This window comes from Bdellovibrio sp. SKB1291214, assembly GCF_002209355.2.
GTDB lineage: Bacteria > Bdellovibrionota > Bdellovibrionia > Bdellovibrionales > Bdellovibrionaceae > Bdellovibrio.
On sequence record NZ_CP106855.1, the window covers coordinates 497607 to 523493 of the forward strand.

General features: G+C 43.5%; 22 protein-coding genes, 2 tRNA genes and 1 pseudogene. 14 read left to right on the top strand and 11 right to left on the bottom strand.

From position 1 onward, the window contains the following. Positions 1 to 10: 10 nt before the first annotated feature. The 3 genes from B9G69_RS02480 to B9G69_RS02490 all read right to left on the bottom strand — a co-directional run bounded on the left by B9G69_RS02480 (position 11) and on the right by B9G69_RS02490 (position 4659). Positions 11 to 2122, bottom strand: a complete 2112-nt coding sequence (locus tag B9G69_RS02480; RefSeq protein WP_088614070.1) for a hypothetical protein — start codon at positions 2120 to 2122, stop codon at positions 11 to 13. Positions 2123 to 2726: 604 nt separating this feature from the next. Further along, a complete protein-coding gene (locus B9G69_RS02485; RefSeq protein WP_254916714.1) occupies positions 2727 to 3125 on the bottom strand; it encodes a hypothetical protein in 399 nt (132 codons plus the stop codon). Positions 3126 to 3213: 88 nt separating this feature from the next. Further along, positions 3214 to 4659: a hypothetical protein gene (locus tag B9G69_RS02490; protein WP_088614068.1), complete on the bottom strand. Its 1446-nt coding sequence runs from the start codon at positions 4657 to 4659 to the stop codon at positions 3214 to 3216. A gap of 188 nt (positions 4660 to 4847) precedes the next feature. Between B9G69_RS02490 and B9G69_RS02495 the strand changes: the two genes are divergently transcribed. Beyond that, positions 4848 to 4924: transfer RNA gene (locus B9G69_RS02495), tRNA-Met, on the top strand. 494 nt (positions 4925 to 5418) lie between these two features. Then, a complete protein-coding gene (locus B9G69_RS02500; RefSeq protein WP_088614067.1) occupies positions 5419 to 6906 on the top strand; it encodes a DNA methyltransferase in 1488 nt (495 codons plus the stop codon). Here the strand turns inward: B9G69_RS02500 and B9G69_RS02505 are convergent. Continuing rightward, a complete protein-coding gene (locus B9G69_RS02505) occupies positions 6903 to 7115 on the bottom strand; it encodes a hypothetical protein (protein ID WP_088614066.1) in 213 nt (70 codons plus the stop codon). The two genes, B9G69_RS02500 and B9G69_RS02505, sit on opposite strands and share 4 nt — an antisense overlap. A gap of 116 nt (positions 7116 to 7231) precedes the next feature. Here B9G69_RS02505 and B9G69_RS02510 point away from each other — a divergent pair. After that, positions 7232 to 7304, top strand: a tRNA-Met gene (locus B9G69_RS02510). Positions 7305 to 7452: 148 nt separating this feature from the next. Here the strand turns inward: B9G69_RS02510 and B9G69_RS02515 are convergent. After that, complete coding sequence (locus tag B9G69_RS02515) at positions 7453 to 8949, bottom strand: RecQ family ATP-dependent DNA helicase (protein ID WP_088614065.1); 1497 nt, start codon at positions 8947 to 8949, stop codon at positions 7453 to 7455. A 128-nt stretch (positions 8950 to 9077) separates the two neighbouring features. Here B9G69_RS02515 and B9G69_RS02520 point away from each other — a divergent pair, with 128 nt between their 5' ends. Beyond that, the gene (locus tag B9G69_RS02520; RefSeq protein ID WP_176400879.1) at positions 9078 to 10322 is read left to right on the top strand and encodes an FAD-dependent monooxygenase; all 1245 of its coding nucleotides are present in this window, start codon (positions 9078 to 9080) and stop codon (positions 10320 to 10322) included. A 69-nt stretch (positions 10323 to 10391) separates the two neighbouring features. Here the strand turns inward: B9G69_RS02520 and B9G69_RS02525 are convergent, their stop codons facing one another. After that, entirely contained in the window at positions 10392 to 11120 is a 729-nt protein-coding gene (locus B9G69_RS02525) for an SDR family oxidoreductase (RefSeq protein ID WP_088614063.1), read from the bottom strand. A gap of 114 nt (positions 11121 to 11234) precedes the next feature. Between B9G69_RS02525 and B9G69_RS02530 the strand changes: the two genes are divergently transcribed. After that, entirely contained in the window at positions 11235 to 12122 is an 888-nt protein-coding gene (locus B9G69_RS02530) for an AraC family transcriptional regulator (protein WP_141096851.1), read from the top strand. 34 nt (positions 12123 to 12156) lie between these two features. Here the strand turns inward: B9G69_RS02530 and B9G69_RS02535 are convergent, their stop codons facing one another. Beyond that, entirely contained in the window at positions 12157 to 14730 is a 2574-nt protein-coding gene (locus tag B9G69_RS02535; RefSeq protein ID WP_141096850.1) for a response regulator, read from the bottom strand. A 223-nt stretch (positions 14731 to 14953) separates the two neighbouring features. Here B9G69_RS02535 and B9G69_RS02540 point away from each other — a divergent pair, with 223 nt between their 5' ends. The 6 genes and pseudogenes from B9G69_RS02540 to B9G69_RS02570 all read left to right on the top strand — a co-directional run bounded on the left by B9G69_RS02540 (position 14954) and on the right by B9G69_RS02570 (position 20615). Next, positions 14954 to 15238: a hypothetical protein gene (locus B9G69_RS02540; RefSeq protein ID WP_088614060.1), complete on the top strand. Its 285-nt coding sequence runs from the start codon at positions 14954 to 14956 to the stop codon at positions 15236 to 15238. A 141-nt stretch (positions 15239 to 15379) separates the two neighbouring features. After that, complete coding sequence (locus B9G69_RS02545; protein ID WP_088614059.1) at positions 15380 to 16195, top strand: hypothetical protein; 816 nt, start codon at positions 15380 to 15382, stop codon at positions 16193 to 16195. Positions 16196 to 16296: 101 nt separating this feature from the next. Beyond that, positions 16297 to 16662 (top strand): DUF1428 domain-containing protein, encoded by a 366-nt coding sequence (locus B9G69_RS02550; RefSeq protein WP_088614058.1) that lies wholly within the window; start codon positions 16297 to 16299, stop codon positions 16660 to 16662. A gap of 160 nt (positions 16663 to 16822) precedes the next feature. Next, positions 16823 to 19135, top strand: coding sequence for a response regulator (locus B9G69_RS02555; RefSeq protein ID WP_088614057.1), 2313 nt, complete (start codon positions 16823 to 16825; stop codon positions 19133 to 19135). 32 nt (positions 19136 to 19167) lie between these two features. Continuing rightward, positions 19168 to 20137, top strand: a pseudogene (locus tag B9G69_RS18150) (bifunctional helix-turn-helix transcriptional regulator/GNAT family N-acetyltransferase). A 43-nt stretch (positions 20138 to 20180) separates the two neighbouring features. After that, positions 20181 to 20615, top strand: coding sequence for a hypothetical protein (locus tag B9G69_RS02570; protein WP_265437934.1), 435 nt, complete (start codon positions 20181 to 20183; stop codon positions 20613 to 20615). Positions 20616 to 20665: 50 nt separating this feature from the next. Here the strand turns inward: B9G69_RS02570 and B9G69_RS02575 are convergent, their stop codons facing one another. Together B9G69_RS02575 and B9G69_RS02580 are read right to left on the bottom strand one after the other, a co-directional pair. Then, positions 20666 to 22177: a C1 family peptidase gene (locus B9G69_RS02575; protein WP_088614055.1), complete on the bottom strand. Its 1512-nt coding sequence runs from the start codon at positions 22175 to 22177 to the stop codon at positions 20666 to 20668. A 93-nt stretch (positions 22178 to 22270) separates the two neighbouring features. Continuing rightward, a complete protein-coding gene (locus tag B9G69_RS02580; RefSeq protein WP_265437935.1) occupies positions 22271 to 22564 on the bottom strand; it encodes a hypothetical protein in 294 nt (97 codons plus the stop codon). 22 nt (positions 22565 to 22586) lie between these two features. On the opposite strand from B9G69_RS02580, the gene B9G69_RS02585 reads away from it, so the two are divergent. After that, a complete protein-coding gene (locus tag B9G69_RS02585; RefSeq protein ID WP_265437936.1) occupies positions 22587 to 23411 on the top strand; it encodes a M23 family metallopeptidase in 825 nt (274 codons plus the stop codon). Between the two features lie 125 nt (positions 23412 to 23536). On the opposite strand, the gene B9G69_RS02590 is transcribed toward B9G69_RS02585, so the two are convergent. Beyond that, a complete protein-coding gene (locus B9G69_RS02590; RefSeq protein ID WP_217897637.1) occupies positions 23537 to 23800 on the bottom strand; it encodes a helix-turn-helix domain-containing protein in 264 nt (87 codons plus the stop codon). Between the two features lie 272 nt (positions 23801 to 24072). Here B9G69_RS02590 and B9G69_RS02595 point away from each other — a divergent pair, with 272 nt between their 5' ends. Continuing rightward, the gene (locus tag B9G69_RS02595; RefSeq protein WP_088614051.1) at positions 24073 to 24495 is read left to right on the top strand and encodes a DoxX family protein; all 423 of its coding nucleotides are present in this window, start codon (positions 24073 to 24075) and stop codon (positions 24493 to 24495) included. Positions 24496 to 24565: 70 nt separating this feature from the next. After that, entirely contained in the window at positions 24566 to 25141 is a 576-nt protein-coding gene (locus B9G69_RS02600; RefSeq protein ID WP_088614050.1) for a hypothetical protein, read from the top strand. 19 nt (positions 25142 to 25160) lie between these two features. On the opposite strand, the gene B9G69_RS02605 is transcribed toward B9G69_RS02600, so the two are convergent. Then, positions 25161 to 25886, bottom strand: coding sequence for a HEAT repeat domain-containing protein (locus B9G69_RS02605; RefSeq protein WP_088614049.1), 726 nt, complete (start codon positions 25884 to 25886; stop codon positions 25161 to 25163). Position 25887: the final 1 nt, after the last annotated feature.

The following is a 25887-nucleotide window of genomic DNA, read 5'->3' on the forward strand; positions in this document are numbered from 1 at the left end:
CCAAAAATCTTCAGTTATCGAAATCAACACCAAAGCTATTCGAAAACTTTTTCATATCCAGCACAAACTTACGTTCACTTAATCTAATATTTTCAATTTCAATGGAAACTTCCTCCCCATTCAAAGATTTTCGAAGATTCTGATGTAAAATACTTTGATTTGATAAAAAGTTATTTAAATCTTCCGGCTTAAGATTATCTCCGACCCAGAGTTTTACTTCTGTTTTTTCATCCTGCGGTTTGCCAAAGTATATTACTCCGTCGATTATAAATCGATTAAATTCTTTTGCAGACCGAACCGGATGACCGTCAATCTCCATGCCATTAAAAAGCCTCTGACCAAGTACAAGACAAGTGTGAATAGCTTCGTCGCCATTAATTTCAAATCCAACTTTACCATTGATATATTCTACAAAACCGGCTGTCTGAAACAAAGTCCTTGCTTTGCTAAGTTGTGATGTTCCTTTCTTTACGGCATCCCAAAGACTTCTAACTTCAAATGAATCGGTCGGAAGCAATGAGTTTTTAAATTCAAAAATATATAAATTCTTTCCCAGTTTAAAAATGAAATCAAAATCCCCCGATATACCTTTAAATCTGAAATCAACTTCTCGCGAATACATCGTCGTTTTATTAGAAATAGATTTAACCAGCAGATCACCTATCGGATCAGTCATTCCTCCAGAATCCAATCTCAACTTTGTGGTGAAAAGTGCATTTCTAACCACGCTAGACATATCCAATGTCAACAAAAGTAAAAACATTTTATTATTTATACGAACAAGCGGAGAATAGAAAGGCTCAAAAAAATTGGATTCTTTAGGATTATAAGTTACAATTTGAAGTATCGCGGCAATTTGCACCGAGGAGAACCCAACGGCTTTTAACATGTTTTCTGTTTCTCCAATAGGTTGAAATGTCAGCAAGGAGTTTCGATACTCTTGAGAAAACAATCCTTTAGCGTATAGCTGATGCAAAGATTCATGTTTGATACGTGCAAAAAACTTCATAACTCTCTTGAACTTAACCAAATCAAGAACAGTTAAGTCCTCATGCAATTTAAAATCCATCAGCGCTGAGGATGAGGCCATAAGGTCATAGCAGATCTTTTCTAAAAAATGTGCTTCGTCTGGAAAAACACCATCCTTTAGTAGTTCCTCACCTAAAGCTTTCAAATAAGGTTCAGGGATTTGAATTTTAACCCGGACCGAGCCGCCCCGCCCCACGATTGGAGCAACTAGGGTAAGTTTGTTTTTAACCAAATTGGAAACAGCGTCGTCCAATCCCTGATTAGATAAAAACTTGGTCCTTGATGCAAAAATCATTTCTTGTAACAAGTTTGCCGTCCAACCAGTCTGGTAGAACTCCTCAAAACCGTCCAGTGGATGAAACAAGAAGTAGTGGTTTTCGGAAACGATATCCAATTCGTATCCCAAGAAAAGAATCTTAGATTTTAGCTCATGAAACTTCCTAAGTGTAATTCCAAGATCAACAATTTTATCTAGACTCGTGAAATCATAATCTCTACCGCCAAGATTGTCTGGAAATGTATTTGCTGATTTGACCTCAAAATAATTACCTATCAAGTAACCAATCGCAGACAACTTTTCTTCCGTCGATACCATAGCTCCGGTGAAGTCAGGAGTTGAGGGACGACTCCAAACCAGATGCTCTATGTACATCAGAAGACGCACAACCACATAGCGATCCGCATTCATGAGCTGCCAAAGCGTATGCTCGACATTTTCTTTTGAATCCATGATAAGAGCTAATCGCTTCAAAGACTTTAACCTTGTTTGCCACTCAGGGAGCTTTTCCCATGCAATCGCCAAATCCAAGACCTTAACCGCCCATTGCGTATTATCAGCATTAAAAAACATCACTTGAACTATTTCTCGAGGCAAATCACAAGGAACAGGAGAACTCCAAAGGATCAGAATAAATGGTTTAAGTGCCTTCCCGACTCTCCCCTTACCGAAATTATTTACAAATTCGGACACCAGGAATGCACTCTCTGCCTTACTGAGCGCACGGCACTTAATTCTGTCTGACGAAGGATGCTCAGCAGAAATATCAACACCTATTTCATTAAAATAGGTTTCGAGCGTTCCTGGTATGTTCATTAAAACCTCCACCACCACTGATCTTCGACCATGCCCTGGTTCCAGAAATATTCTACGATTTTCAAATTTAAATATTTGATTTCATCACAACAAAACGGCAGTACACGACAGCCTCTCTCTCTCGTCTGCGCAACAACTTGCGCCAGAGAGGACCTGCCGATCTCAACTTTTATTGATCGCCAACAAAGGGATAATCAGGAGAGTCACTATTAATTTCATTCTGCTGATTATATTCCTCTATCAGCTCCTGAGTCGGGACCGAATAAACACACGTAGGACTAACTGAACCGTCATTACAAACAAGCGAACTACCTGAGTATAGCGCCTGACCAGAGGCACATTGCGCCCCAAATCCACCATGACTAGAACAACAACCCGAATGCGACTTCCTCATCGTCTGACACGAAGAAGACGCAGACGAGGATGATCCATCCTTACCACACGACGAAATAACCATAGCCGATGAGATCAAAAACAATATTCTCAAAAACACATACCACCTCAAGATGTCAACAAACTATAGTATATTTACACATACTAACCAAATTGTCTCGAGACCAAGGTCTATTAACTCAAATATTTTTTCCAGCTATTTTTGGAGTAACTAATTCCCCGCGCGCTTCAACGCATCCATAATCACAAGCTCGCGTTCGATGCGGTAAAAGAGAATCTTCTCTTCCAACCCATCGGACTCCTTGTTTTCTGGTGCGGAGAAGAAGTCGCGGAGGATTTCGACTTTCTTATCGATTGTGACTCGCGTGGATTCTCTGCCGTCGGCAGTTCCTTTTGCGAAGGTGAAGATCAATTTATAGCGGATGCCACTGGAAGGTGGACGTGCAACATCTGGTGCTAACCAACCATCGATACCTTTGATGTATTCTGTTTCAATAACACCAGTGTCTTGGTTTTCTTGAGCGATCGGGAATTTGATCACAGCGTGGGCTGCTCTCCATACGTTGTCGTAGGGGGCGAAGAACACTCTTTGTTTGTTGAATTTAGCCATCTGCTGATTTGAAGAAGGCCTTTTGTCAAAAAGGCTGCAACCCATAACGGTGCAGCCTGTGATGATCACAAGAGATAAGAAGATAGTTCTAGAAGTTAACCGAGCTGTGTGTGACATGTGTTGCGGCTTCAATCATAGCAGCACCCATTGGCGCTTGTGAAGCCGTTTGTGAGCCTAAAAAGTTCACTTCCCAACGTTTAACGCCAGTCATTAGAGTGTCGTTCGGGAATGTTGGGACTTTCATGCTTGCTACCCATTTGTCAGCGTAAACTTCCCAAGTTTGGTTCATCAATTTCACTTTATCGGCGCCCATTTGCACTTGGATTTCGTTTGAGAACACAGCATAAGTCGCTAGCGGATTGACTCCAGCCACCGTTTGGAAAGAAGGCATAGCGATCTCAAGACCACCCGCCCCGATAATTGGGTTATTGATCAAAGGCAAAACTTGCGGAGCCGTCGTCCCGTTCATCGGAAGAATCGCCGTCGACACGCGGTCAATGTTTGCGCGTAGATCTTCAGTTTTAGTCAAAACCGCCAAAACGTTCGCTTCCATATTCGGAGCCGTGTTCAAAGTGATCTTTTGACCCGCATTGAGCTTTTTAACATCTGTTGGCAGCAAGAAACCACCTTGGCCCGACAACCCTGCTGCCATGAACGTCTCATCCGCACGGAACTGAGGAGCAACAACTGTGTTTTTAACAGAGAACGCGATCTCGTTCGTCGGAAGATCCAAGTCAGTTCTTCCTTTCGATAGATTTACGTCACGAACGGCTCCGCCTGTTAGGTTAAACACGTTTAGCATTTCGTAAAGTTTTGCTCCGCCACGAACGCCGTCCACGATTGTTTTAAACGGGAATGTGCCTTTCGCAACAAACACGCGAGTCACACCTGGCTGACCGAAGTAAATACGGTAAGCAGGCTTATCCAAAGTCACAGTGAACAAAGCGTATTTTTCTTTTTGCTGAGGCAAAGAAAGATTCGCCGGGATATCCATCTCTTGGCCAATGGCAGAGATCTTATCGTTTTGCGCACTTAGAACCGAGTCCATGTTAAATGCGAAAAGCTGCATTTTAGAAAAACCCTGCATCACTAAGCCGAAGTCGATGTTGCCGTCGCCATTCTTGATAGGCAAACCGGTTGCTTGGCCTTTGATTTCAAATTGGCTGACAGTATTTAAAGGACGAAGCTTGAAAGACACTGCTCCAGGCTGAACCGACATATAAGTCTGACGAACGTAACCTTTAGCTTGAATAGTTACCGGTTGCGCCTCCGTCCAAGAAGCTGGGATCTCAACTTGACCATTTGCGTCAGTAGTTAAAAAGTTACCCTCAAAAGGAAAATTCAGAGCATCCCCGATAAGGACTTGAGCTCCAGCTAGCGCCACTCCATCAAGTGAAGTCACAGTCAGCGCATTTGCGGAAACTTTGATTGCGCGCTCTGAACCAGGCGCCAAAGGGCTTTGCGAGTTGTTATTGGAGTTTGTACAACCTGCCACAATTACTGGCAGCAAGGCCGCCATCATCAGTCTTTTCATATAATTATCCCCTCCGTGAGAATGAATCTTATGTCCGAGTAATTATTCCATTGCGATATGACAGCTGGGTCAAGACTAAAGACCGGGGACCTAAGAATTTCGAAAATCTTAAGTTAACGCAAACGCAACAATTGACATAAGGACGCGAAACCAATAAAAATTGCGTCTCACGCGCAAGCGTTACGGTTGGTGGGGTAGCTCAGCTGGTTAGAGCAACGGAATCATAATCCGTAGGTCGGCGGTTCAAGTCCGCCTCTCACTACCAAATTTTATCTGCCTTCGGGCAGTTAAAAACATAGTTCATCGGATGCGTTCTGATGAAAGTTTCTCCGGAAATGAGCCTCTGAGAGAAATATCAAACCTGCGGAAACGCGGGTTTTTTACTTTCGAAGGCTTAACGTTCGCGGCCCTGATCCGCAAAAAACAACCTCTCCTTTCGTAGTCCGGGTAAAAAAGCATCTATGGCTCAGGGAACAAATCCCTCGGCGGAAATAATAGACTTACAAAAATAAACAGTCCTTGAGCAAGCGGACGGCAAATATTCTTACTTGTCGGGAAAGCATATCCCGAATTTTTTAAGTACTTCACATCCCTACTTTTGGCGAGGAAAAATATTCCCCTAGTCCAAACTTATAAGGGCCAGTCGAGCCAAAAAAACTGGCTGATGCTTAAGTAAACAAACAAACTTTGCTTAGAAACAAAATACTGATTGCACACAAACTTTAATTTGCTTGCGTGCACTTTAGAAGGAGAGTTTGAATGGGTGTCAGAAAAACTTTGACCTCTAGGGAAGAAGGGTCCGGAAATTATGTTATCTGCGGAGATAATCTCGAATGGCTTAAACTACTTGAAGATGAGAGTATTGATCTCTGCTATATAGATCCGCCATTCTTTTCGAATCGACCTTACGAAATTCTTTGGGGAAATGGATACGAACGTAGATCTTTTGAGGATCGCTTTTCTGGGAAAGTATTAAATTATATTGAGTGGATGAGGCCACGAATTGAACTTATTCACAAAAAATTGAAAAAGACAGGCAGCATTTTTCTTCACTGCGATTGGCACGCCTCACATCGTTTGAGATGTGTTCTTGATGATGTATTCGGTGAGGACAACTTTAGAAATGAAATTATTTGGAAAAGAACTTTTACTACCGGAAGCTCTAAATCTATCGCGAAAAAATTTAGCGCCAATACAGACACCATATTTTTCTATCAAAAATCAAAGGACTCTTATTTTAATGTTCCCTATAAGGACTACGCTCCCGCTACTCTAAAGCGGTATGATAAAGTTGACGAAAATGGACGGCGTTTCAAATGGGAAAATCTGAAGACCTATTCGAAAGATAGATTAAAAGAAATGTTAAAGTCTGGAGAAGCCAAGTTCAATAAGGGGTCAAAGAACCCTGTTTACAAGGCTTATCTTGACCCCAACAAGGGAACCCCTATGGATAATCTTTGGGATGACATTGAGTTTATTGGCACCAAGTCTCCTGAACGACTTGGCTATCCAACGCAAAAACCCGAGGCCCTTTTACGAAGAATTATTGAATGTGCTTCAAAAAAAGGAGATGTGGTTCTTGATTGCTTCGGGGGTGGTGGAACAACCGCAAAAGTCTGCGCCGATCTTGGTCGAACATTTATCACGGGTGATGTGTCCCCCGTATCTGTTAAGATTATATCCGAACGTTTATATTTCGATGTTCCCGATGTGAAGTTCGAGATCAAAAACTTGCCGCAGACCGAAGAAGAACTAAAGCAAATGAACGGCCACAAGTTCGCGGAAGTTGTCTGTGAAGTAATGGGTTGGGATGTAAATACTAAAAAATCTGGCGATGGTGGGATTGATGGATGGGCAGATGGTGGAAAACTTCCGATCCAAATTAAGAACCATGCTACGGCTCCCGCAGGTCGTCCTGATCTTCAAAGGTTTTTCGGAGCTTTGGGGAAAAATAAAAAAGGTATTTTTGTCGCGTGGAGGTTTGCTTCTGAAGCTCGAGAATATATAGCTAAAGTAAAACAAGACCATAAAGTCGAGATCGTAGCGATGGAATGTTCGGCGGTTTTCGGAGGTCTTCTTTTAGAGAAGGCTAAAGGTGAAGAGATCGAAAAATTATATTTAGAGCGCAGACCGAAAAACTGGGCTAAAAATGTAGCAAAAGCCGAAGCACATCAAAAAGTTTTGGAAAAAATCGCAAAGGCAAAGAACAAGCCGATCCGAAAGAAAAAACAAGTGGAAGCAGGCTAAACGAGCCTTAATCCGCTCTCATTCACACGGGCCTTCTTATAAGAATATTTAAGAAGGTTCTCGTAATGATCCAAAATCTCATCATAACGAGCCATTTCATACGCATCTTCAAGAACCTCTGGATCTAAACCATCACGAACGACAAAAATCTTTTCGATTTCCTGTTCAATTTGATGGAGCTGGAGATTGGTTAAAACGGTCTGTGTCATATCGGAACTTTTAAATTCTCGCAGTTAACCGATCAACCAAATAAGGCTTAACGCCGCACAGAGTCGTCGTGGCGCACGGCAGCGAATAGCAGATTCATCCTGTTTACATGCTATAGGGTAGGCTCAGCTGGTTAGAGCAACGGAATCATAATCCGTAGGTCGACGGTTCAAGTCCGTCTCTCACTACCAAATTTTATCTGCTTACGGGCGATAAACATAGTTCATCGGATGCGTTCTGATGGAAGTTTCTCCGGAAATGAGCCTCTGAGAGAAATATCAAACCTGCAGAGATGCGGGTTTTTTTATGCCCTCCGCAAGTTCTAAATAACCAAAGCCCTTAGCAGAAAGCTTCTTGAGGAGCTTCCACAAGTCGCGAAGCTTCACGTTGGCAGTTATCGCAATGTTCGCAACGTTCCCATTCTACTTTTTGCTCGAAGTATTCCAGGATCATTTTCCATCGGCAAAGAGCAGATTGCCCGTACACGATCATTTGTTTCAATTTATCGGCATCAGCCACTTTTTTCTGCAAATATCCATCAATCAGATTTTGTAGCTGGGCTTCAGTTAAATTAACGACTTTTAGGCGCAGAACCTTTTTTGATAAGACTAGAACTTTTGCGCTTTTCAATAGCGCTAATAATACTTTCACTTTGGATTTTGGAACTCCCAAATCTTCAGTGATGTCGGCTTCGTTCAAAGCGGGATCTTTAAGAGTTAAACTTTGCAAACGTTCATAAGTCTTTTTTAAGTCTTCAAGGTCAGGATATTTACCTGCCAAGAAAAAACTTTGAGTTCGCTTGTCTTGTTTTAGATAAAGAAGGATACAGCGAGAAAAATTTCCGTCGCGTCCTGCCCGCCCTGACTCTTGATAGTATGCCTCCAGAGAGCCTGGAAACTGAAAATGTAGGATGAAACGAATATGGGGATTATCGATACCCATACCGAAGGCATTGGTTGCGACCATGATTCGATCTTGGGATTGCATAAAGCGCACACGATTTTCCGAGCGGGCCGCAATCGAGAGTTTGCCGTGATAGAGATCAACGGGATACCCTTCGCTTTCTAAAAGCTCGTGCAATTGAACTGCGGATTTAACTGTGGCGCAATAGATGATGCCACTGCCTTGGACCTCTTTTAAAATCTCTAAAGTTTTCGCCGTTTTTTCAGCTTCCTTTTCCACCATGCTGACTTCATAAAAAAGATTCTTGCGCAAAACGCCCGACGAAAAGACTTCCATCTGCGGCAGCTGCAATTGCTTCTTGATATCGTCCACCACTTCCGGTGTCGCCGTGGCAGTAAGGGCTAATACAGGAGGCTGACCTAGAGTCCTCCACGCATCGGCAAGTGAAAGATAGGCCGGTCTAAAATCGTGCCCCCATTGGCTGATACAGTGGGCTTCATCAATAACAAAAAGATCGATCTTTACTTGCTGCAAAGATTCTAAGAAATCCGGGGCCGTTAATCGTTCCGGAGTGACATAAATGAATTCCGTCTTACCGTTGGTAGCGACACTGTAATTTTCTGTTTGTTGTTGGGAACTGAGAGCACTGCTTAACTCTACCGCATCGATATTTAAGCTATCAAGTTTACCTGTTTGATCTTTCATCAAAGCGATCAAAGGCGAAACGACAACCGTCGTGCCCGGCAACGCTAATGCCGGCAACTGGAAACATAAGGACTTGCCCGCCCCGGTCGGCATGATGGCCAAGGTCGGTTTTCCTGCGAGCACCGAGTTGATGACTTCTTTTTGCCCCTCGCGAAGGGAACTAAAGCCAAAACGATCTTTTAGAATTTTTTTGATTTTAGGAGATGAAACGGTCAGCGCTTTTTCCATAGAAAATCTTTAAGGCACATTGCTTTAGACGTAAAGCGGAAGTCCCTAGGTGACAAATTCGTAACACGTTTTGACCCTGCATTTTACTCTGTTTTGTGATGTTCTTAGAGGACCGGGAAGGAGCTTTCATGGAACGGAAAAACATTCTAATCACCGGAGCAGGAATTGCGGGACCCACGTTGGCATATTGGCTGACACGTTCGGGTCACAAGGTGACGCTTGTTGAAAAAGCTTCCGCTCCACGCTTGGGTGGTCAAAATATCGACATCAGTGATGCGGCGATTGATATCGTCAGGCTGATGGGAATTGAGAAAGAAATTCTTCGCCATAACACAACGGAAGTTGGACTTCACATCGTGAATAAAGATAACCAAGTCGAGGCAGAATTTCCTAAGGATGCTCCGTTGTCTTTCACATCGAAATACGAAATCCTGCGCGGTGACCTTGCAGATATTTTGATTCAACTGACGCGATCGAAAGTGGATTATCGTTTTGGAGACTCGATTGAATCTCTGACCCAATACGCAGAAGGCGTGGAGGTTGTTTTTAGCTCCAAGACTCGGCAACGATTTGATCTTTTGATTGTTGCTGAAGGCGTTAGCTCTGCCACTCGTAAAATGATTGTGCCTGATAAAAATCCCTATAAATATTTGGGAGTCTACACCTCTTACACCACGATCCCACGCCAACCCCATGACGGAAAATGGGCGCGATGGTTAACCGCTCCGAAAGGACGTGTTTTACTTTTAAGACCCGATAACAAGGGCACAACCCGCGCATCAGTGAACTATTGGCATGACGGCCCGCCAGAGGCGCACTTTTCTGCAAGCGAAGCGGTGGCTGAAGTTCAACGAAAACTTCAGGGAGTTGTTTGGGAAGAAGATCGCCTGATGAACGATATTAAAAATGACAAAGACATTTATCTGGGGCCGGTTAGTCAGGTGCGTTTACAATCGTGGTCTAAGGGACGGTGTTGCCTTTTAGGAGACGCCGCTTACTGCCCCACACCTTTTACCGGCATGGGAACGACGTTAGCAATTATCGGCGCGTATGTATTGGCGGGAGAATTGTCTCGGTCCGATAACTACGAATCAGCCTTTCGTGAATATGAAAGTAAACTAAAACCGTTCGTTCAAAAGATCCAAAAAGTTTTTCCGGGACAGTTCCGATTGGTTTATCCCCAATCTAAGGCAGGAGTATTTATTTTCAATAAAGTGCTTTCATTTTTTGCCAGCAAACCGGTTCAGAAAATTGCACAGGCTTTAAAAAAGAAACCAAGCGAAACGCGCGAATTCAAATTGCCCCACTATCAGTTTGCCACCGCAACATATAGTTATGACAGCCGGTTAGAGCAACGGGATCACAATCCATAGGCGGAGTGTTAAATCCTCCGCCAGAAATGGGTTTTTACTTTTATAATCTTAGGCCCATCTATGACGAACTTACCAAGGACAGCTTTGATCTTGGTCTACAAAAGTTCCCGTTGGTCCCGCCGAATCCAAGTGCGCAGCTTTCACGATAATGCCCGCACCGTGAGTTGGCGGGTAAGTACCTTGGTTGTTATTCAGATCGGTCGCGTTATATCCAGGATTCACCGAGTTTACTTTGATGCCATAGGCTTTAAACTCGTTTGCAAATCCAATCATCACGCCATTCAGTGCCGTTTTTGAAGAATTGTAAGCAATCGCTTCGACAGTCGCCATCCAGCTGTTGGGATCGGCATGCAACGTCACGGACCCTAGACCGCTACTGACCATCACGACACTCGCCTGTTTGGAGTTTTTTAAGAGTGGCAAAAAAGCCTTTGTTACTCTGAAGGGGCCAAACACATTCACTTCATAAGTTTCTTTCATCACTTCAATCGTGGAAACACTGCCTTTGCCATCTCTGTCTAAAAGGGCAATGCCAGCGTTATTGATCAAAACATCAAGATGCTTTTCCTGTTCCGCCAATTGTTTGGCGGCGTCGGTAACCGAAGAATCACTGGTTACATCAAGCTGTAAGAAGCGCGCATCAAAGCCTTCTTTTTTTAAAGCAGCGGCAGCTTCTTCGCCCCGCTTTTTGTCACGAGCACCAATGTACACGCGAAAACCTTTTTGTCCTAAGATGCGGGCTGATTCAAATCCTAAGCCTTTATTTGCGCCTGTAATTAAAGCGATTTTGATATCCATAAGAAAACTCCTTGTGTGGTTCTTGCAACATTTTATCGAGTTTGATAGACAATGGAATAAGCGATCATCCATATAACCTTTGAGATCGTCTAAACCGGAGGCCTAGTGGACGCTTTGAGCCAAATAGTTGAACTGATGAAAATTGAGATGGTCTTAACCTCAAAGCTCGTGGGCCACGATACTTGGGCATTGTACTTTGAAAGTTTTAAGCAAATCAAATTCGGTTTTGTGGCTGATGGTGAATGCCATATTTCCGGGAACGGTATTAGTGAAACTTTGAAACAAGGCGAGGGCTTTATTCTGACAAACCTTAAAGGCTTTCGTGTCGGATCGGACGCAAAGACCAAGGCTATTTCGGGGGATGAACTTTATCAAAAACGTAAAACCCCATTCGTCAAAGCTGGGAACGAACGCAAAGCTATCAGCACTGTTTTATTTGGCGGCCATTTTACTTTTGATGCAGCCATTGCGCCGACACTTGTAGATCGCCTGCCCACGTTTACAAGACTCTCTGATTCTGATCCTACGGTGAAAGTCCTTTTTGAGTTAATCGGACGCGAAACAGAGGACAATATCTGTGGATCAGACTTTGTTTTAAACCGCGCCGCTCAGTTACTACTTTTGATGGGATTAAGAAAAGGTTCGAAATCAAATATCTATCTTGGCTCCGGATGGTTAAGGGCTTTTAATGACCCCTCATTGTCTAAAGCCATGCAGTTAATTCACACAAGAACCTCTGAGGACTGGAGTGTTGAAAGCTTGGCAAAGGCTGCAGGACTTTCTCGATCCGGTTTTTCGGCGCAGTTCATGAAAGCTGTTGGGCAGTCACCGGCGGAATACTTACGGGGCTGGCGTATGGTTGTCGCTCGTGATCTGTTAAGATCGTCGCAGATTTCAATTGCGGAAGTCGCGACGAAAGTGGGCTACCAGTCGGAGACAGCTTTTAGCACCGCTTTTCGTCGAACGGTTGGGCAACAACCTTCCAAATTCCGCGAGTCTTAAACAACATTGAATAGGTTCACTTACTGACGAAAACCTATTCCATTTTATCAGACAAATATCTTTCCAAGACGTTAATCAAAAGATCTTTCTTCACGGGCTTAGATAGAAAATCATTCATCCCCGCCTTCGTGCAAGCATCGCGATCTTCTTGCAGGACATTGGCGGTTAAGGCGACGATGGGAACGGGTTTTTCTATTTTCTTGTTGGCCTCAAGCTCTCTAATTTTTTCAGTGGCTTGGCAGCCGTCCATTTCTGGCATTTGCACGTCCATCAAAATCAAATCATAATCACCGTTTTGATAAGCATTCACTGCTTCTGCACCGTTATTCACCACCTGAACATTCATTTCAAATTTTTGTAAAATCGCTCGGATCACAAATTGATTGGTGGAGTTATCTTCCGCAACCAACACTCGGGACTTTGGAAATCTGATTTCATTTTGCTTTTCAGTTTTAAGTGCCGTACGAGACTGCGTCAGGTCCGACAAATTATGCGAAATTAAAACAGTATTTAATAAAGCATTATAAAGATCTGACTGACGGATGTTGGGACTTAAATATTTAACGATATTGGGTGGCGACGAGGACGTCACATGATTCTCTTGATCCGCCCTGCGATTCACGACCAAAATATGCCTTGGACGAGTCAGCCAAGTATTGGTTTTTATAATTTCATCTAGTTCATCACACTCTTGAACAATCAATAAACCGCGGGCCTTGCTTGGCGAATCCGGTTTCTGAGATTTAAAATCCGCCGCCGTCATTCGTGTGACCGGCATATTCCAAGATTTTAAATAACGTTCAAATGTTGGTGCCGCTAAAAAACCGTCCTCGATAATAATTGCATCAGCTTGATGCCAATCCGTTTTTGCAAATTGAAAGCTGATGGATTCAGGATTTATGACGTCGACGGGAACATCAAACCAAAATGTTGTTCCAGGCTTATCCCCGTTTCCGCGGTAACTGATTTCCCCGCCCATTAAGGTCACAAGGCTGTGACAAATGGATAATCCTAACCCCGTTCCACCGTACCGACGTGCTGTTGATGAGTCCGCTTGAACAAAGGGTTTAAACAGTTGGGCTTTTTTATCTTGGGATAACCCCGTTCCTGAATCTTCCACCTCAAAGCGAATTAAAATTTTTTGCTCTGCCAGTTTTTTGACGAGTGCACAGCGAACTTTAATCTCTCCATTGTTAGTAAATTTGATCGCATTACTGATTAAGTTTGCTAGAATTTGTCCTAAGCGGCCAAAGTCCCCGCTGACGGCGACAGGTAACGTTGGATCAACGTAAGTTGTTAATCGTAAATTTTTAAGTTCAGCCCGGCTCACCATCAAATCCGCCTGTGATTCAATCAAGTTCACCAGGCTAAAATCAACATATTCCAAATCAATATTGCCGGAATCGATTTTAGAATAATCAAGGATATCGTTAATCAACGCCAATAACGAAGCGCCAGAATCCTTTAACGTACGAACATAGCGCATGGCTTTTTCAGATAAGTCCATCTCTGCCAACAAATCAGATATTGAAATCACGGCATGCAAGGGTGTTCTGATTTCATGGCTCATATTAGCTAAAAACAAAGACTTTGCCTTGGAGGTTTCGATCATCGATTTTTCACGAATATCCATCAATGCTTTTTCGTGTTGAAGCTGAACCGTTAAAACTTCTTCTGCTTTTTTACGGCTGGTTAAATCTTGCGAGCACACCAAGCGCATCATCTTTCCACCGTAATCAAAAAAGCGGCCCCGTGTTTCCATCGGAAAGACTTCTCCAGATTTTCGCACTCCCCGCACTTCTAATGGTGTGTCGTAATCTTTCGACATCGCAATACGCATCGTGGGATGATCTTCAGGCGGAAGCAGCATTGCTATATGCTTTCCAATAATTTCACTGGCTTTGTAACCAAAGCTTGCTTCAAAGGCACTGTTCACTTCAACGATGATGCCATTGTCATGTACGATGATGCTTTCCATTGTGGCATGGAAAAGTGATTTATACTGTTCGCGGCGAGCATAGATTTCAAGAATCTGACGGGATTGCAGGTTCACTTGATAAATAAGAAAAGGCGTAAACGCAAATGCGATCACAGCAGTGATCAGATTATGCGACGAGGAGTTTAGCAAAAAAAATATTCCCAGTGGAATAAGCCCCGTGAACACATAGGCTTTTGCCAGAAACTTTTCGGGGCTTAGAGCCATCGGCACCGACGTTATCACTCCTGATAAAGCTAACAGCGCAATAAATCCGACTTCGGGTGTCCCGTGAAAAATCGATAAACTGTAAATGGTCGCCATCGACCAAAATAGTGACGTGAACCAAGTGACCCATCCAAAAACTTTAAGCCAACGGAATGGCTCCTTTTTCGTCATCTCTGCATAACGGACACAAAGGATCAGCCGTGAACCATTCATCACAATGGTGCCAGCGATCAACGTCGTATGAATTGCATCTGCAAAAGACAATGCCGACAGGTAACAAAGAATACCTAATATAATCTGCCCACGTGATGAACTGATCCCACGCGTGCGCAATGATTCGTTAAGTTCGGCTCGGAAAGCTGGGGTGCCATTAAATTTTTTAGACTGAAATATTTTTGACCACACAATTCACTGTAGCGGTTCGATAATGTGGGAACAAAAGAAAGTTGGAGTTTGTTGTAAATTGACTTTTGTCTGTTTGAAACGCGCCTGTTAGCCCACAAAAATATTACGCGAATGAATCCTCATAGTGCGCCGTTTCTTGTGTCTCTATTCATGCTTCATCCTTGATTTCACGAGGGAATTACGCCATGGTGGGTCGTAATTTTTAGAAAGCGATCACACCACTATGTCTATCAAAGCTGAAGCCTCAAAACTCATCAAAAACCATCTTAAAGAACTAAACGCATCAGCTGAAATCTTAGGCGGAGTCTTCATCACGGGCCAAGATGGTGCGGTCGCAGTCATCGGTGTTGAAGGCAAGAAAAAGAAAGTGATCTTTCTTACCAGCTTCGTCACCGACAACGTTAATAAACTCCTTGATGCCCAAATCGAAGTACAAGATCTGCTTGAAGAAGACGGCATCGAAGCCATTTCAGAGCATGACTACAACATCGCTCTGGAAGAACTGTAAGCTGTAAAGAGCACCTCTTTTCACGGCAGGCGCCCCGGTTCTTGGTATCCTATTTGCCTCTAAACCCGTATGACCCGGCAGAGGCCTCTAACTCCATTTTATGGCAGCTCAGACAGCATTAATCGCAGTTTAGCGATTATAGTGTCTATATTTTTTCTGCTGCTTGCTCAAAATGTCACTGCAGCCCCGGCTTGCGAAAAAGTCTTTATTCCCTCTAAACAAGAGCTTCTGATCCAGGAGTTTTCAAAGGGTTCTAAGGACTTCTTAGTGGCTAGAAAATTAGCCAAAAATATCCAAAATAAATCCTCTGAGGAACAGCTGGCAGAGCTTAAAGACATCGGTGCGATCTATCGCGAAGTCCCTAAGAAAGATCCAAATCCCTTAGCAGCCTGGCACATCGGTGGGCGACGTCTGCTTGATTATGCCTTGGCTTTGGTACAACGCCATGACATCAAATTTGCCCAAGGACACTCCGCTGGAAAGTCCGGTAAAGAACTTTATCAAGATTTCCTATCAGAACAAAAACAACTTTTTGGAACTCGCTATGAAGTTCAAGAAGTGATCCGCTATGCTGAGTACTTGCAAAGCCAACTGCCCGCCTTGCAGGCCTCGATGAATGGTGGACCTGCTTTACAAATCATATTGGGCGGAAGTTTCATCAACGGCAAGGCCCGCCTTGAAACATCTGATTTAGATATTTCTGTGAACCAACCGGCACTTAAAAAAATGAAAGCGGCTTGGGAGCTGAATTTCAACGAAGTTTTAAAAGAGAAACATTCTGATGCCAATATGACTTTGGAAATGCACGGCGAGCCGGCTGCCTTTTACGGGAAAATCAATCCCGTGGTTATTGTGATTACCGCCGATAAAATCCATTTGCAGGTTTTTGAACCCGCTCAAATCAGTACGCGGCCGTCAGAGCTAAAACCTGGAAGTTCTGCCTCCTATCCTCTCTAACATATAACAATATAAACAACTGTGAATCCAGTTTAACTTTGTTCTCTTGGTTCAACGGCATTTGCATGATTCAATAAAAACATTCAACCATGGAGGTTTTTATGAGTCGTTACGTTGACGGTTACGTGATTCCAATCGCAAAGAAAAATGTAAAGAACTATAAAAAGATGGCCACGATCGGAATGAAGACGTGGATGAAACACGGTGCTCTGGATTATTACGAGTGTGTCGGCGACAAGATGGATGTTCCTTATGGATTGCCGTTCCCAAAACTTTGTAAGCTTAAAAAAGACGAAACTGTGATCTTTGCTTTCATCGTTTACAAATCCAAAGCTCACAGCATTCAGGTAAACAAAAAAGTTCACAAAGAATTTGAAAGCATGGACCTTAAAAACATGGAAAAGATCGTATCGATGAAAAGATTCTCGGTCGGTGGTTTCAAGGTCCTTGTAAGTAATAAAAAGTAGTTCGGAGGGAACAACAATGGCAGCATAAAGCTGCCTTTCCCTTTAAAGTCCCAGTGGGTTACCACAAACCGCGGAACACATGCTACCGTGTGTCATAAGCCTGGTCATAATTTAAAAGTTTTAATGAGATGCCCGTTCATTTTTGGGCTATAACCAGGGAGTGAAATCACAACGACGTCCTCAAATTCTCGTCATCGGCGAGATCAGCAAAAAACTTTTCAACTCTGCAAATTTGGATGTCGGAAATTTCGATGTTGAATACACAACGTCTGGACCTCATGCTCTGAAGCTTGCTTCCGACTCGTCCTTCGCTGTGATTCTTTTGGATTCACAAAAATCATCTGAGCTGCTTTCCGAAGTCAAAGAACTGCGTGCACTACAACCACTTGTGCCACTTTACTTGGTATCAGAAAAAGAATTCCCACCGGATGTTGAGGTCACTGTTTTAGAAGCCGGAGCTACCGACACTCTTCTTTCTACCATGTCAGTGTTGGTTCTAAAAGCACGCATAAAATTATGCCTGTCTTTGTTCCAAGCAAGAAATGAGCAAATTGAAAATGAAGAAAAGCTTCAGTTCGCACTTTCAAGTGCAAAAATGGGAACGTGGACTGTTGAGCTTCCATCTGGCTATGTGATTCTATCCAAGGAAGCCCGTGATCTTTTTGGGTTTGCGAAAACCTATGATACAGCGGACGCTGCGATTGATGATTTTATACACCCGGACTTTCGGGAGCGAGCTCGAAAAACTTTAAGTGACGCCATTTTAAATAATTCTTTTTATAATGACGAATATCAAATCGTTCGTCCTGACGGAGAAGTTCGTTGGATCAATGCTCGCGGCAAAGCTCGGTATGATGAAAATGGGAATCCTGCACAATTAACCGGAGTGATTTGGGATGTAACAGATCGCAAAAGTGCAGAGATCAATCTTCGTAATTTAGAAAATAGATTTGAGCGATCAACGGCTGCGACGGATCTGGGTGTCTGGTACTGCAACCTGCCTTTTGATATTTTGATTTGGAACAAAGAAGTAAAGAACCACTTCTTCTTACCTCCTGACGCCACAGTCACTATTCAAATGTTTTACGATATCATCCATCCAGACGACCGAGAGGCTACACGTCAGGCGATCGAAGATTCAATTAAGATTCAAAAACCTTACGATGTAATCTATCGAACTGTAGATCCCAAAAATTCGGCGAATGTAAAATACATTCGCGCTATCGGATGGACGGACTATAATGACCTTGGCGAACCGATCCGTTTTGACGGGATCACCTTGGATGCGACTCGCGAGCACATGTATGAACAAGATCTTCGCCTGGCGAAAGAAGCCGCGGAAAAAGCGAATGAACTTAAGTCAGCTTTCTTGGCTAACATGTCCCACGAAATTCGCACTCCCCTGGGAGCAATGATTGGCTTTGCAGATTTATTAAAAGATGAATCGCTGAGTGAAGAAGAACGCATGTCTTATGCGGAAGTCATCACACGCAACGGACTTCAGCTGTCGCAAATCATTAATGACATTTTAGATATCTCCAAAGTTGAATCAGGACAATTCAATGTCGAAAACCTTGAAGTCGATCCACAAGCTATTGCCGAAGACGTTATCTCGTCTTTAAGTTTGGAAGCGAAAGACAAGGGTATTGATTTAAGTCTTAGTGTCAGCGAGAAAACTCCAGAAGTTATCGTCACGGACCCTGTGCGCTTGCGCCAAATTCTGATGAATATCGTCGGCAATGCCGTCAAGTTCACAAGCTCTGGTACTGTCAGTGTAACGGTTTTCCCTGGCAACTCTGGCAAAACTATTTCTTTCCGAGTGATAGATACGGGCGAAGGAATTGACCTCGCTGATCAAGGAAAATTATTTCAAGTGTTTTCGCAAGCTGATGATTCGGTGACCAGAAGATTCGGAGGAACAGGTCTTGGCCTTGCTCTTTCCAGAAAGCTTGCACAGGCACTGAACGGTGATGTGATCTTAGAAAGATCAGAAAAAGGCAAAGGAAGTACTTTCTTAATTACTATTACTTCTGGTGACGCTTTAGTCGAAGTAAACCAAAGCTCTAGGGCACAACCTGCAATCACGAACACCGTTAATCTCGAAGGCGTAAGAATTCTTTTAGTGGAAGACACTCCCGACAACCAAGAATTGATTTGTCGAGTTTTAAAGGAGCGCAAAGCTTTAGTAGATCTTGCTCAGGATGGTTCTGTGGGAGTGCAAAAAGCATTGTCTGGTAAATATGATGTGGTGCTAATGGATCTGCAAATGCCCGTTATGGATGGTTATACAGCGACAAGAAACTTGAGAGCTCAAGGCTTTAACAAGCCCATCATTGCGCTCAGTGCGCACGCTATGGCAGAAGCCCGTACTGAAAGTTTGAATGCCGGCTGTACCGATTATCTGACAAAACCGATTAATTTCCCCGCTTTGCTTCAAAGCGTCGCAAGATATTCAGGTCGATCCAACAGTTGACATAATCCGTAACTAGTTACATATTCCCGCCCATGGGCTTTTACGATGATGTTGGAAAAATGGCGATGGGCACCCGTCTTCGCGCCTTAAGCGAAACTGTTTCTCGTGATGCAAGTCTAATTTACGAAACCTACGGGACGAACCTTCAGCCAAAATGGTTCCCCGTTTTTTACGTCTTAACCAATCGCCCAGAAAACACCGTGACCTCCATTGCAGAAAGCATTGGGCACTCTCACGCCTCTGTCAGCAAGATCATTAAAGAGATGTCCAAGGCAGGTTTGCTATCAGAAAAAACCGACGCCACGGATCGCCGACGCACCAAGATTATACTTTCCAAAAAAGGCCAAACCATCGCACAGAAAATTGAATCACAATATCGGGATGTGGAGGCGGCCATCCAAGAAATCTCTTCGCAGACGACTCACAATCTATGGGCCGCTATCGAAGAGTGGGAAAAGTTATTAGCCAAAAAATCCCTGCATGAACGAGTCAGTGAAAAGAAAAAGGAAAGAGAGGGAGCTGATGGAAGTAAAAATTGAGCCCTATCAACCAAAATACAAAGACGCTTTTTATAAACTGAACGAAGAGTGGATCACGGCTTATTTTAAAATGGAGCAGCCTGACCGGGATGCTTTGGACAATCCTGAATCCTATATACTCGCTAAAGGTGGCACCATTTTGGTTGCAACTTTAAATGGCGAAGCTGTCGGCGTTTGCGCTTTGATAAAACGCGCTGACTTAAATTGTTTTGAGCTGGCTAAGATGGCGGTCTCGCCGAAAGCTCAAGGTAAAGGTATCGGCTATTTACTTGGTAAAGCTATTTTGAACCATGCGGCTGCAATGGGTGAAACGCGCGTTTACCTTGAAAGCAACACGATCCTTGAACCCGCGATTCGCCTTTATGAGAAGTTGGGATTTAAAAGAATTTATGGTTTAGCGACTCCATACGAACGCTGCAATATCCAAATGGATGTGGAACTTCGGCGGTCTGGCGGCAATTAAAAGTTCTTTTCTTATGCGATGATTTCCTGCTAGCATTTTTGATATGAAATTCAAAAACTGGCTCGTTATTGCAAGTGTGTTCATCCTTCAACCTACGCTGACTCCAAGTTTGGCTTTGGCGAAAAAGAAATCTCCGCCGAAGGCTTATAGCTTTATCGTCGAAGGCGGCAAAGCATCTCAAGGTGAATGCGATGGGGAACGCAAAATTCCTCGTAAGTTGAAACATCAAAAAGATATCGCGAAATACGGTTCTTACATGGGCTCAGAACTTCAAGATCCACCGATCAAAGGTAAACCGGGCGAAGAAATGTGGAAGCATTTCTTTAGATCAAAGCCTGCCTGTAATGCGGCTTTAGCAAAAACCCCATCGTCGTTGGATCAAAGTCTTCAAAATGAAAAGAAAGAGCTTCCTGAAGATGACTCTGCCGACACGGATGACGAACCAGAAAAACCAAGCGACGGACCAGATACTGAATAAAAAAAAGGCAGCCTAAGAGCTGCCTTTTTATTTTTTTGCGATTCGAGTTATTAGTTTTTCAAATTCACTTTTTGGTGTGCACTCTCAACCACAACGTCCATACCATTTGATTTTACGCGACCTGTGAACCACATGTCATATTGACCATTTGGCACGAGGTTCGTTCTCCATCCCATCATCAATTTATTTGGAACGATTGAAGCTGAGCGAACAGAATCTTTACCATCTGGTCCGACATGGTGAAATTCAATCGAGCTTAATGGGACCGAAGTTGAAGTGGAAGTCACTTCGACTTCGATACGGCCATTCAATGATTTTGAAAGATCCGTTCCGTTTGCACCTTTGAATGTGATGCTTAACGTAGGCTCTTGGTTCACGACGTAAAAGAAATGTCTTTCAGAAGTTCCCATTTTTTCACCATGAGAGTTCATGGCGTAAACTTGAACTTCGTAACGTCCATCAGGCAAGGCACTGATATCAAGATCTTGAGCGCAATTCGCTGTTGCACAGTTAAGGCTTGCCACGACTTGATTTTGGCTATTGTAAATAGCTACTGCCAACGAATCCGTTGATTGGTATGTTGAAGCTGCTTTCACAGGAATTGTTTTAGTAAAGTAGGAATAATCATTCGGTGATTCCACAGAAACTCCACCGGCCAAGGGCTTCATATTATAAAGCCAAGTGTCATCGCCGACGCCAGATTGGTCCGAATATGCGACGTAACCAAAACCTTTTTCGCCCCACTCCTCGCCCCAGCTGTTGCGAATGATGAAAGCTTGTTTTGAATCATCGTAACCGACGATTGAAATCGCGTGGCCCCCCAGGTAATTGCCATCGGTGTGTTTGTAAACGCCACCAGCATACGCCATAAAATCAGCATACACTGTCAAAGTTGTGACCAAAGGTCCTTTTTGAAGCGCCATTTTTACGGCGTTCAAATCTTGAGAACCCCGTGTGGGAGTGGAATAGCTAGAAATCTTAACACTTCTTTGCGCTGTATCAGGGCAGCTTGCACGGCAGGCAACATCTTCACCTGTTGAGCCTGAAGAGTACGGCATACAAGCTTCATCGGGAACACCTGATTGTTGCAGGTATCTTGCAGCCCCTTCCGGACGCCATCCCCAATCACATTTACCGCCACCGCAAGAAAACAAATTCTGCGGCGAGAACTTCACGTTGAAGCTCGGTAGCAACGAAGAAATTTTGTACTGAGTTTCAAGAACACCTATGGAAGCGAAAGCCACGCAACTCCCACAGTTTGCCTGATCTAAAATCGGGGAAACCCAGTTTTGACCATCTTTATTTCTCCAGTCTAAAACTGCAGGAAGCTGGGCACGAACCGGAGATTCGGGCATTACAAACTCAACGTCTGTCGCCTGATTTAAGTTTAAACCCATTCGGTGCTTCAATTCGGATTTCGAGAGCTTCGTTAAAGAGTTCTCTTCGGCACGCCACTCTCCACCCTGCTTTTGAATTTTCTGATTTAACTGCTGAACGTTAATAAGCTCTGCATGTCCTGCCTGGACAGTGAATAGCAAAGCCACAAGAATTAATGATCTCATCCGTGGTCCCTCCAAGCTCTTATTATGAACTTAACATTTGGTAAGGGACAACGGTTTATAATTAAACACTATGTCAATCGCCAACCGGTGACACTAGTCATGGAATTTTTGCGTCTTGGGATTGTAGCCCAACGTAAGAGAAACCTCTTCGACATATCCGCCCCAGTCATAGTCACTGACAGTTTGTGGAGGATGCTGATCAAAGTATTCCTTCATCGCATCTTGTGCCATTAATCGGGAATCAAAAACTTTGCCTAAGTCCTTATATGTTCCACTATATAAATCTACAATTACGACACGAAACGCTGACAATACCTTCGGAAGTTGTTGTTGCATGGAGACCTCATTCGCTGATGAAATAGTACTCATGGAAATTAAAAAGCTCATCTGTTTTTTTGCCGGCTGTGGAATGCAAATTGCTCTTTCTTCCGCTGCATATGCTGCAGAAACGGTTCTGCAAGAAAAGATTCGCCCCGGCGAAGTAAAGTTTTTAAAATTTCCTGGAGGAGCGACTCATCCCAATTTTTCTTGTCGTGACGTGCGCTTGCCGTTGCAAGATGCAAAAGACCATTACACAGTGGTGGTTTCTGAAAGTTATTTTTCTAAGATGGAGCCTTTTCAGTGCGAGTTAAAAGACGACGAAACGGTCATCACCAAAATCGACTTCACGGTTGAACCCAAAGAGTTCGCTCACGAAAATTTGCATGTGGATTCCACACGCGTCGAGCTTTCGGAGGAAATCAAAAAGCGTGTGGAGGCGGAATCAGCCTTGGTAAAACAAATTTATTCCTCTCCTTTAGATTCCCTTCAATTCACTGAGCCTTTCAAAGCTCCTCTTAAAAGTAAAATCACCAGCCCCTACGGTATTAAAAGAAACTACAACCACGGCAAGAAATTGGGGGAACATTTGGGAATCGACTTTCGAGCAGCTGTGGGTAAAAAAATTCCCGCTGCAAACCGTGGCAAAGTTGTTTTGTCTCAAGAGTTATATATGTCTGGAAACTTAGTGATCATTGATCATGGCCTTGGGATCTTTACGCAGTATCATCACATGTCTAAACGCTTGGTGAATGTTGGTGATAGGGTCGAAAAAGGACAGATCGTAGGCCTTGCTGGAAGCACAGGACGAGTCTCGGGTCCCCACCTACATTGGGGCGCAAATGTCCAAGGAAATTTAGTTGATGGCTTTGATCTGATTAATCAAAGCAAAATCTATTTCAAAAAATCGAAATAAAAAATGGACTGAGCATCAGCCCTTTTTTTTCAGTAAGCACCTCTTCTTGTGCACCGATTAAGGATGCTGAGAACGGATACAAGGTACTGAACCAAATATTTGCCAACTTTCAAACTACGTAGGACTTAAGATTGTTGTGAATCCCATTTTTCCTGTGCAAGTTGATGAGCTTCATTGGTGGCACTCTTAATGTATTCATCTCTCATCTCCGAACGCTCAACGTGATATACTTCACACATTTTTTGTAGGACGTCCAATGGAGGCTTGCGCTTTCCGCATTCTAGGTTGGAGAGGAACTGAGATTTTTTATAACCTAATAATACGGCAGCTTCTTGTTGTGTTAAAAAGTTATCGATTCTTTTACTCTTGATGAAATTTGATAATGCCAAGGTGACCTCGATCCTTATTTGATCTTGATGTTACGGGCACAGGTCACTAATAGCTAACTTTATCTGTATTATGACTCGTTGTAATTGTATTCACTCCAACGGCGAAGAATATGATTGTTATTGTTCAATCCTTAACCTTATGCACTCCTCCCCATTCGGAACCTCCTCACATCATCGATAAATGCGCAATAACAAGAGATTGCAAAGCTGGTTGAATCCAAATCACAATAAGGAAATTCTGAACTTATAAATATTCACGAAAGGTTTAGACTATGAATTTCAAAAGATTTCTTTTTGCGACGGACTCCGGCAACGCAGGACAAGTGGGAATTTTACTCTTAAGGCTGTTTGCTGGCTTAGTGATGGCGTTCGTACATGGGCTTGGTAAGTTCCCAATCTCTGAACAACTTGTTCAAGGTGTTGCCTCCATCGGCTTTCCCATGCCTGTGCTGTTCGCGCACGCAGCTGCTTTAAGTGAGCTTGTGGGCGGTGTCTTGCTTGCGATCGGTCTTTTCACTCGCCCTGCGGCGATTTTTATGGCCTTTACCATGTTCATCGCTGGCGTTTTCGTTCACGGCGCAGATCCATTCAACGTCAAAGAACTGGCTTTCCTTTATATGTTCGTGTGTATTTTCTTTGCTTGCTATGGCGGAGGGAGGTTCTCCATCGACAATAAAATGGGTTCGAAAGTCTAATTTTCCACTCAAGGCAGCCATGGCTGCCTTTTGTTCTTGAGAAAACACATTTCAGTTTATAGCATAACTTATGCGTGAAAGTTTGCTGGCAAGTCTGAAAATCGTCGCGATCATGCTCGCCGTTGATAATAATCTGGATCAAAAGGAAAGATCTTGGTTTTTGAAAGTCTCGAAAGGATTTGGTGCAAGTCTTAGCGAACGACGCATGCTTGAGAGATTCCTAGATGGCGAGCATGACGAAAGCATGGAGTCCATCATCGAACGTATCATTGATGATTACGATCGCCATCGACTGCTAAATTTCGTGCAAATGGCAATGCGCCAAGACGGTGTCGTTAAAAAATCCGAAATCCAGCTTTTCCATGAAATTCACCGACTCTTAAATGCGAAGCCCATCGGCCCTGATTATCGCGAGTTCGGTAGAGAACTTTTAAAACGAGACCGAGAAATAGCTCTTTGGAAAGCACTGAACGCACTGGGCACGATTGGTTCTGCCAAACTTCGGGGGTTTCCGTTATCCAGGTCTATATACATCAATCCCTATGAAGCGGATTCCGATATTTTTCAAAACTTGGCTTTATACGCCGTGGCCTTGGCAGCATTTCTGATATTGTTGCTGGTGATTTTCGTCACCTGGCTTCAATAAAAAAGGGAACTGTTACCTTTTAGAGTTTTTCTTTTTTGACGTAGTCTTTCCATAAACTCACCAATTCGCTTTGCTTGAGTTTGGTTTCGCCAAGTTTTACGCCTGTCAGTTTTTGAAGACCACGAACTGCGGGTAACTGAACTCTGGCGTCAGCGTCCGTCAGCAGACCTGCGAATGTTTTGATTTCGCTGTCCATCGGTTTTTTAGCCAATTGCTCTACGATTTGGTGACGGATCCAAAGGCTTTGTTTGTTTTTAAAGTTATAGTCCTTGTTAAGCTCGGTCCACAAAAGGTCACGAGTTTCGTCAGACATATTTTTCCCCAGAATTTCAACAGCTGCGGAACGAACCACCAGAGCCTTATCTTTGACTAATTTTTGGGCAAGTTTATCAGCTTGAGTTGGATTCACTTCAGCCAAAGCAACCAAAGCAGCATTTCTCATGTACCAGGTATCGTGAGAGCCCGCTTTCAAAAGATCAGCCGTTGCTTCCAATCTTTTCGCTTCAGCAGCACCCATTAAAGCTCTCCAACGCACACTCATGGGCTGCTTGTCGTTGAATGCTAAAGAGATAAAGCTATCGTAAAATTTTGGATTACCATCGATCGCCATGCGACGATTTTCGCCAGGCAAATTCAGGACTTCCATCGCGGAACTTAAAGTATCAGGTGAAGGGATTGATTTCGCTGCGAAAGCACTTGAAGAAAAACCAATAAGCAAAACGGGCAACAGGATTTTAGTTTTCATG

Bases quoted from the DNA above. Each gene is read 5' to 3' on its own strand.
- B9G69_RS02480 (WP_088614070.1), bottom strand. From the start codon at position 2,122: ATGAACATACCAGGAACGCTCGAAACCTATTTTAATGAAATAGGTGTT.
- B9G69_RS02485 (WP_254916714.1), bottom strand. From the start codon at position 3,125: ATGGCTAAATTCAACAAACAAAGAGTGTTCTTCGCCCCCTACGACAAC.
- B9G69_RS02490 (WP_088614068.1), bottom strand. From the start codon at position 4,659: ATGAAAAGACTGATGATGGCGGCCTTGCTGCCAGTAATTGTGGCAGGT.
- B9G69_RS02500 (WP_088614067.1), top strand. From the start codon at position 5,419: ATGGGTGTCAGAAAAACTTTGACCTCTAGGGAAGAAGGGTCCGGAAAT.
- B9G69_RS02505 (WP_088614066.1), bottom strand. From the start codon at position 7,115: ATGACACAGACCGTTTTAACCAATCTCCAGCTCCATCAAATTGAACAG.
- B9G69_RS02515 (WP_088614065.1), bottom strand. From the start codon at position 8,949: ATGGAAAAAGCGCTGACCGTTTCATCTCCTAAAATCAAAAAAATTCTA.
- B9G69_RS02520 (WP_176400879.1), top strand. From the start codon at position 9,078: ATGGAACGGAAAAACATTCTAATCACCGGAGCAGGAATTGCGGGACCC.
- B9G69_RS02525 (WP_088614063.1), bottom strand. From the start codon at position 11,120: ATGGATATCAAAATCGCTTTAATTACAGGCGCAAATAAAGGCTTAGGA.
- B9G69_RS02540 (WP_088614060.1), top strand. From the start codon at position 14,954: ATGTCTATCAAAGCTGAAGCCTCAAAACTCATCAAAAACCATCTTAAA.
- B9G69_RS02550 (WP_088614058.1), top strand. From the start codon at position 16,297: ATGAGTCGTTACGTTGACGGTTACGTGATTCCAATCGCAAAGAAAAAT.
- B9G69_RS02570 (WP_265437934.1), top strand. From the start codon at position 20,181: ATGAAATTCAAAAACTGGCTCGTTATTGCAAGTGTGTTCATCCTTCAA.
- B9G69_RS02575 (WP_088614055.1), bottom strand. From the start codon at position 22,177: ATGAGATCATTAATTCTTGTGGCTTTGCTATTCACTGTCCAGGCAGGA.
- B9G69_RS02580 (WP_265437935.1), bottom strand. From the start codon at position 22,564: ATGAGCTTTTTAATTTCCATGAGTACTATTTCATCAGCGAATGAGGTC.
- B9G69_RS02585 (WP_265437936.1), top strand. From the start codon at position 22,587: ATGCAAATTGCTCTTTCTTCCGCTGCATATGCTGCAGAAACGGTTCTG.
- B9G69_RS02595 (WP_088614051.1), top strand. From the start codon at position 24,073: ATGAATTTCAAAAGATTTCTTTTTGCGACGGACTCCGGCAACGCAGGA.
- B9G69_RS02600 (WP_088614050.1), top strand. From the start codon at position 24,566: ATGCGTGAAAGTTTGCTGGCAAGTCTGAAAATCGTCGCGATCATGCTC.
- B9G69_RS02605 (WP_088614049.1), bottom strand. From the start codon at position 25,886: ATGAAAACTAAAATCCTGTTGCCCGTTTTGCTTATTGGTTTTTCTTCA.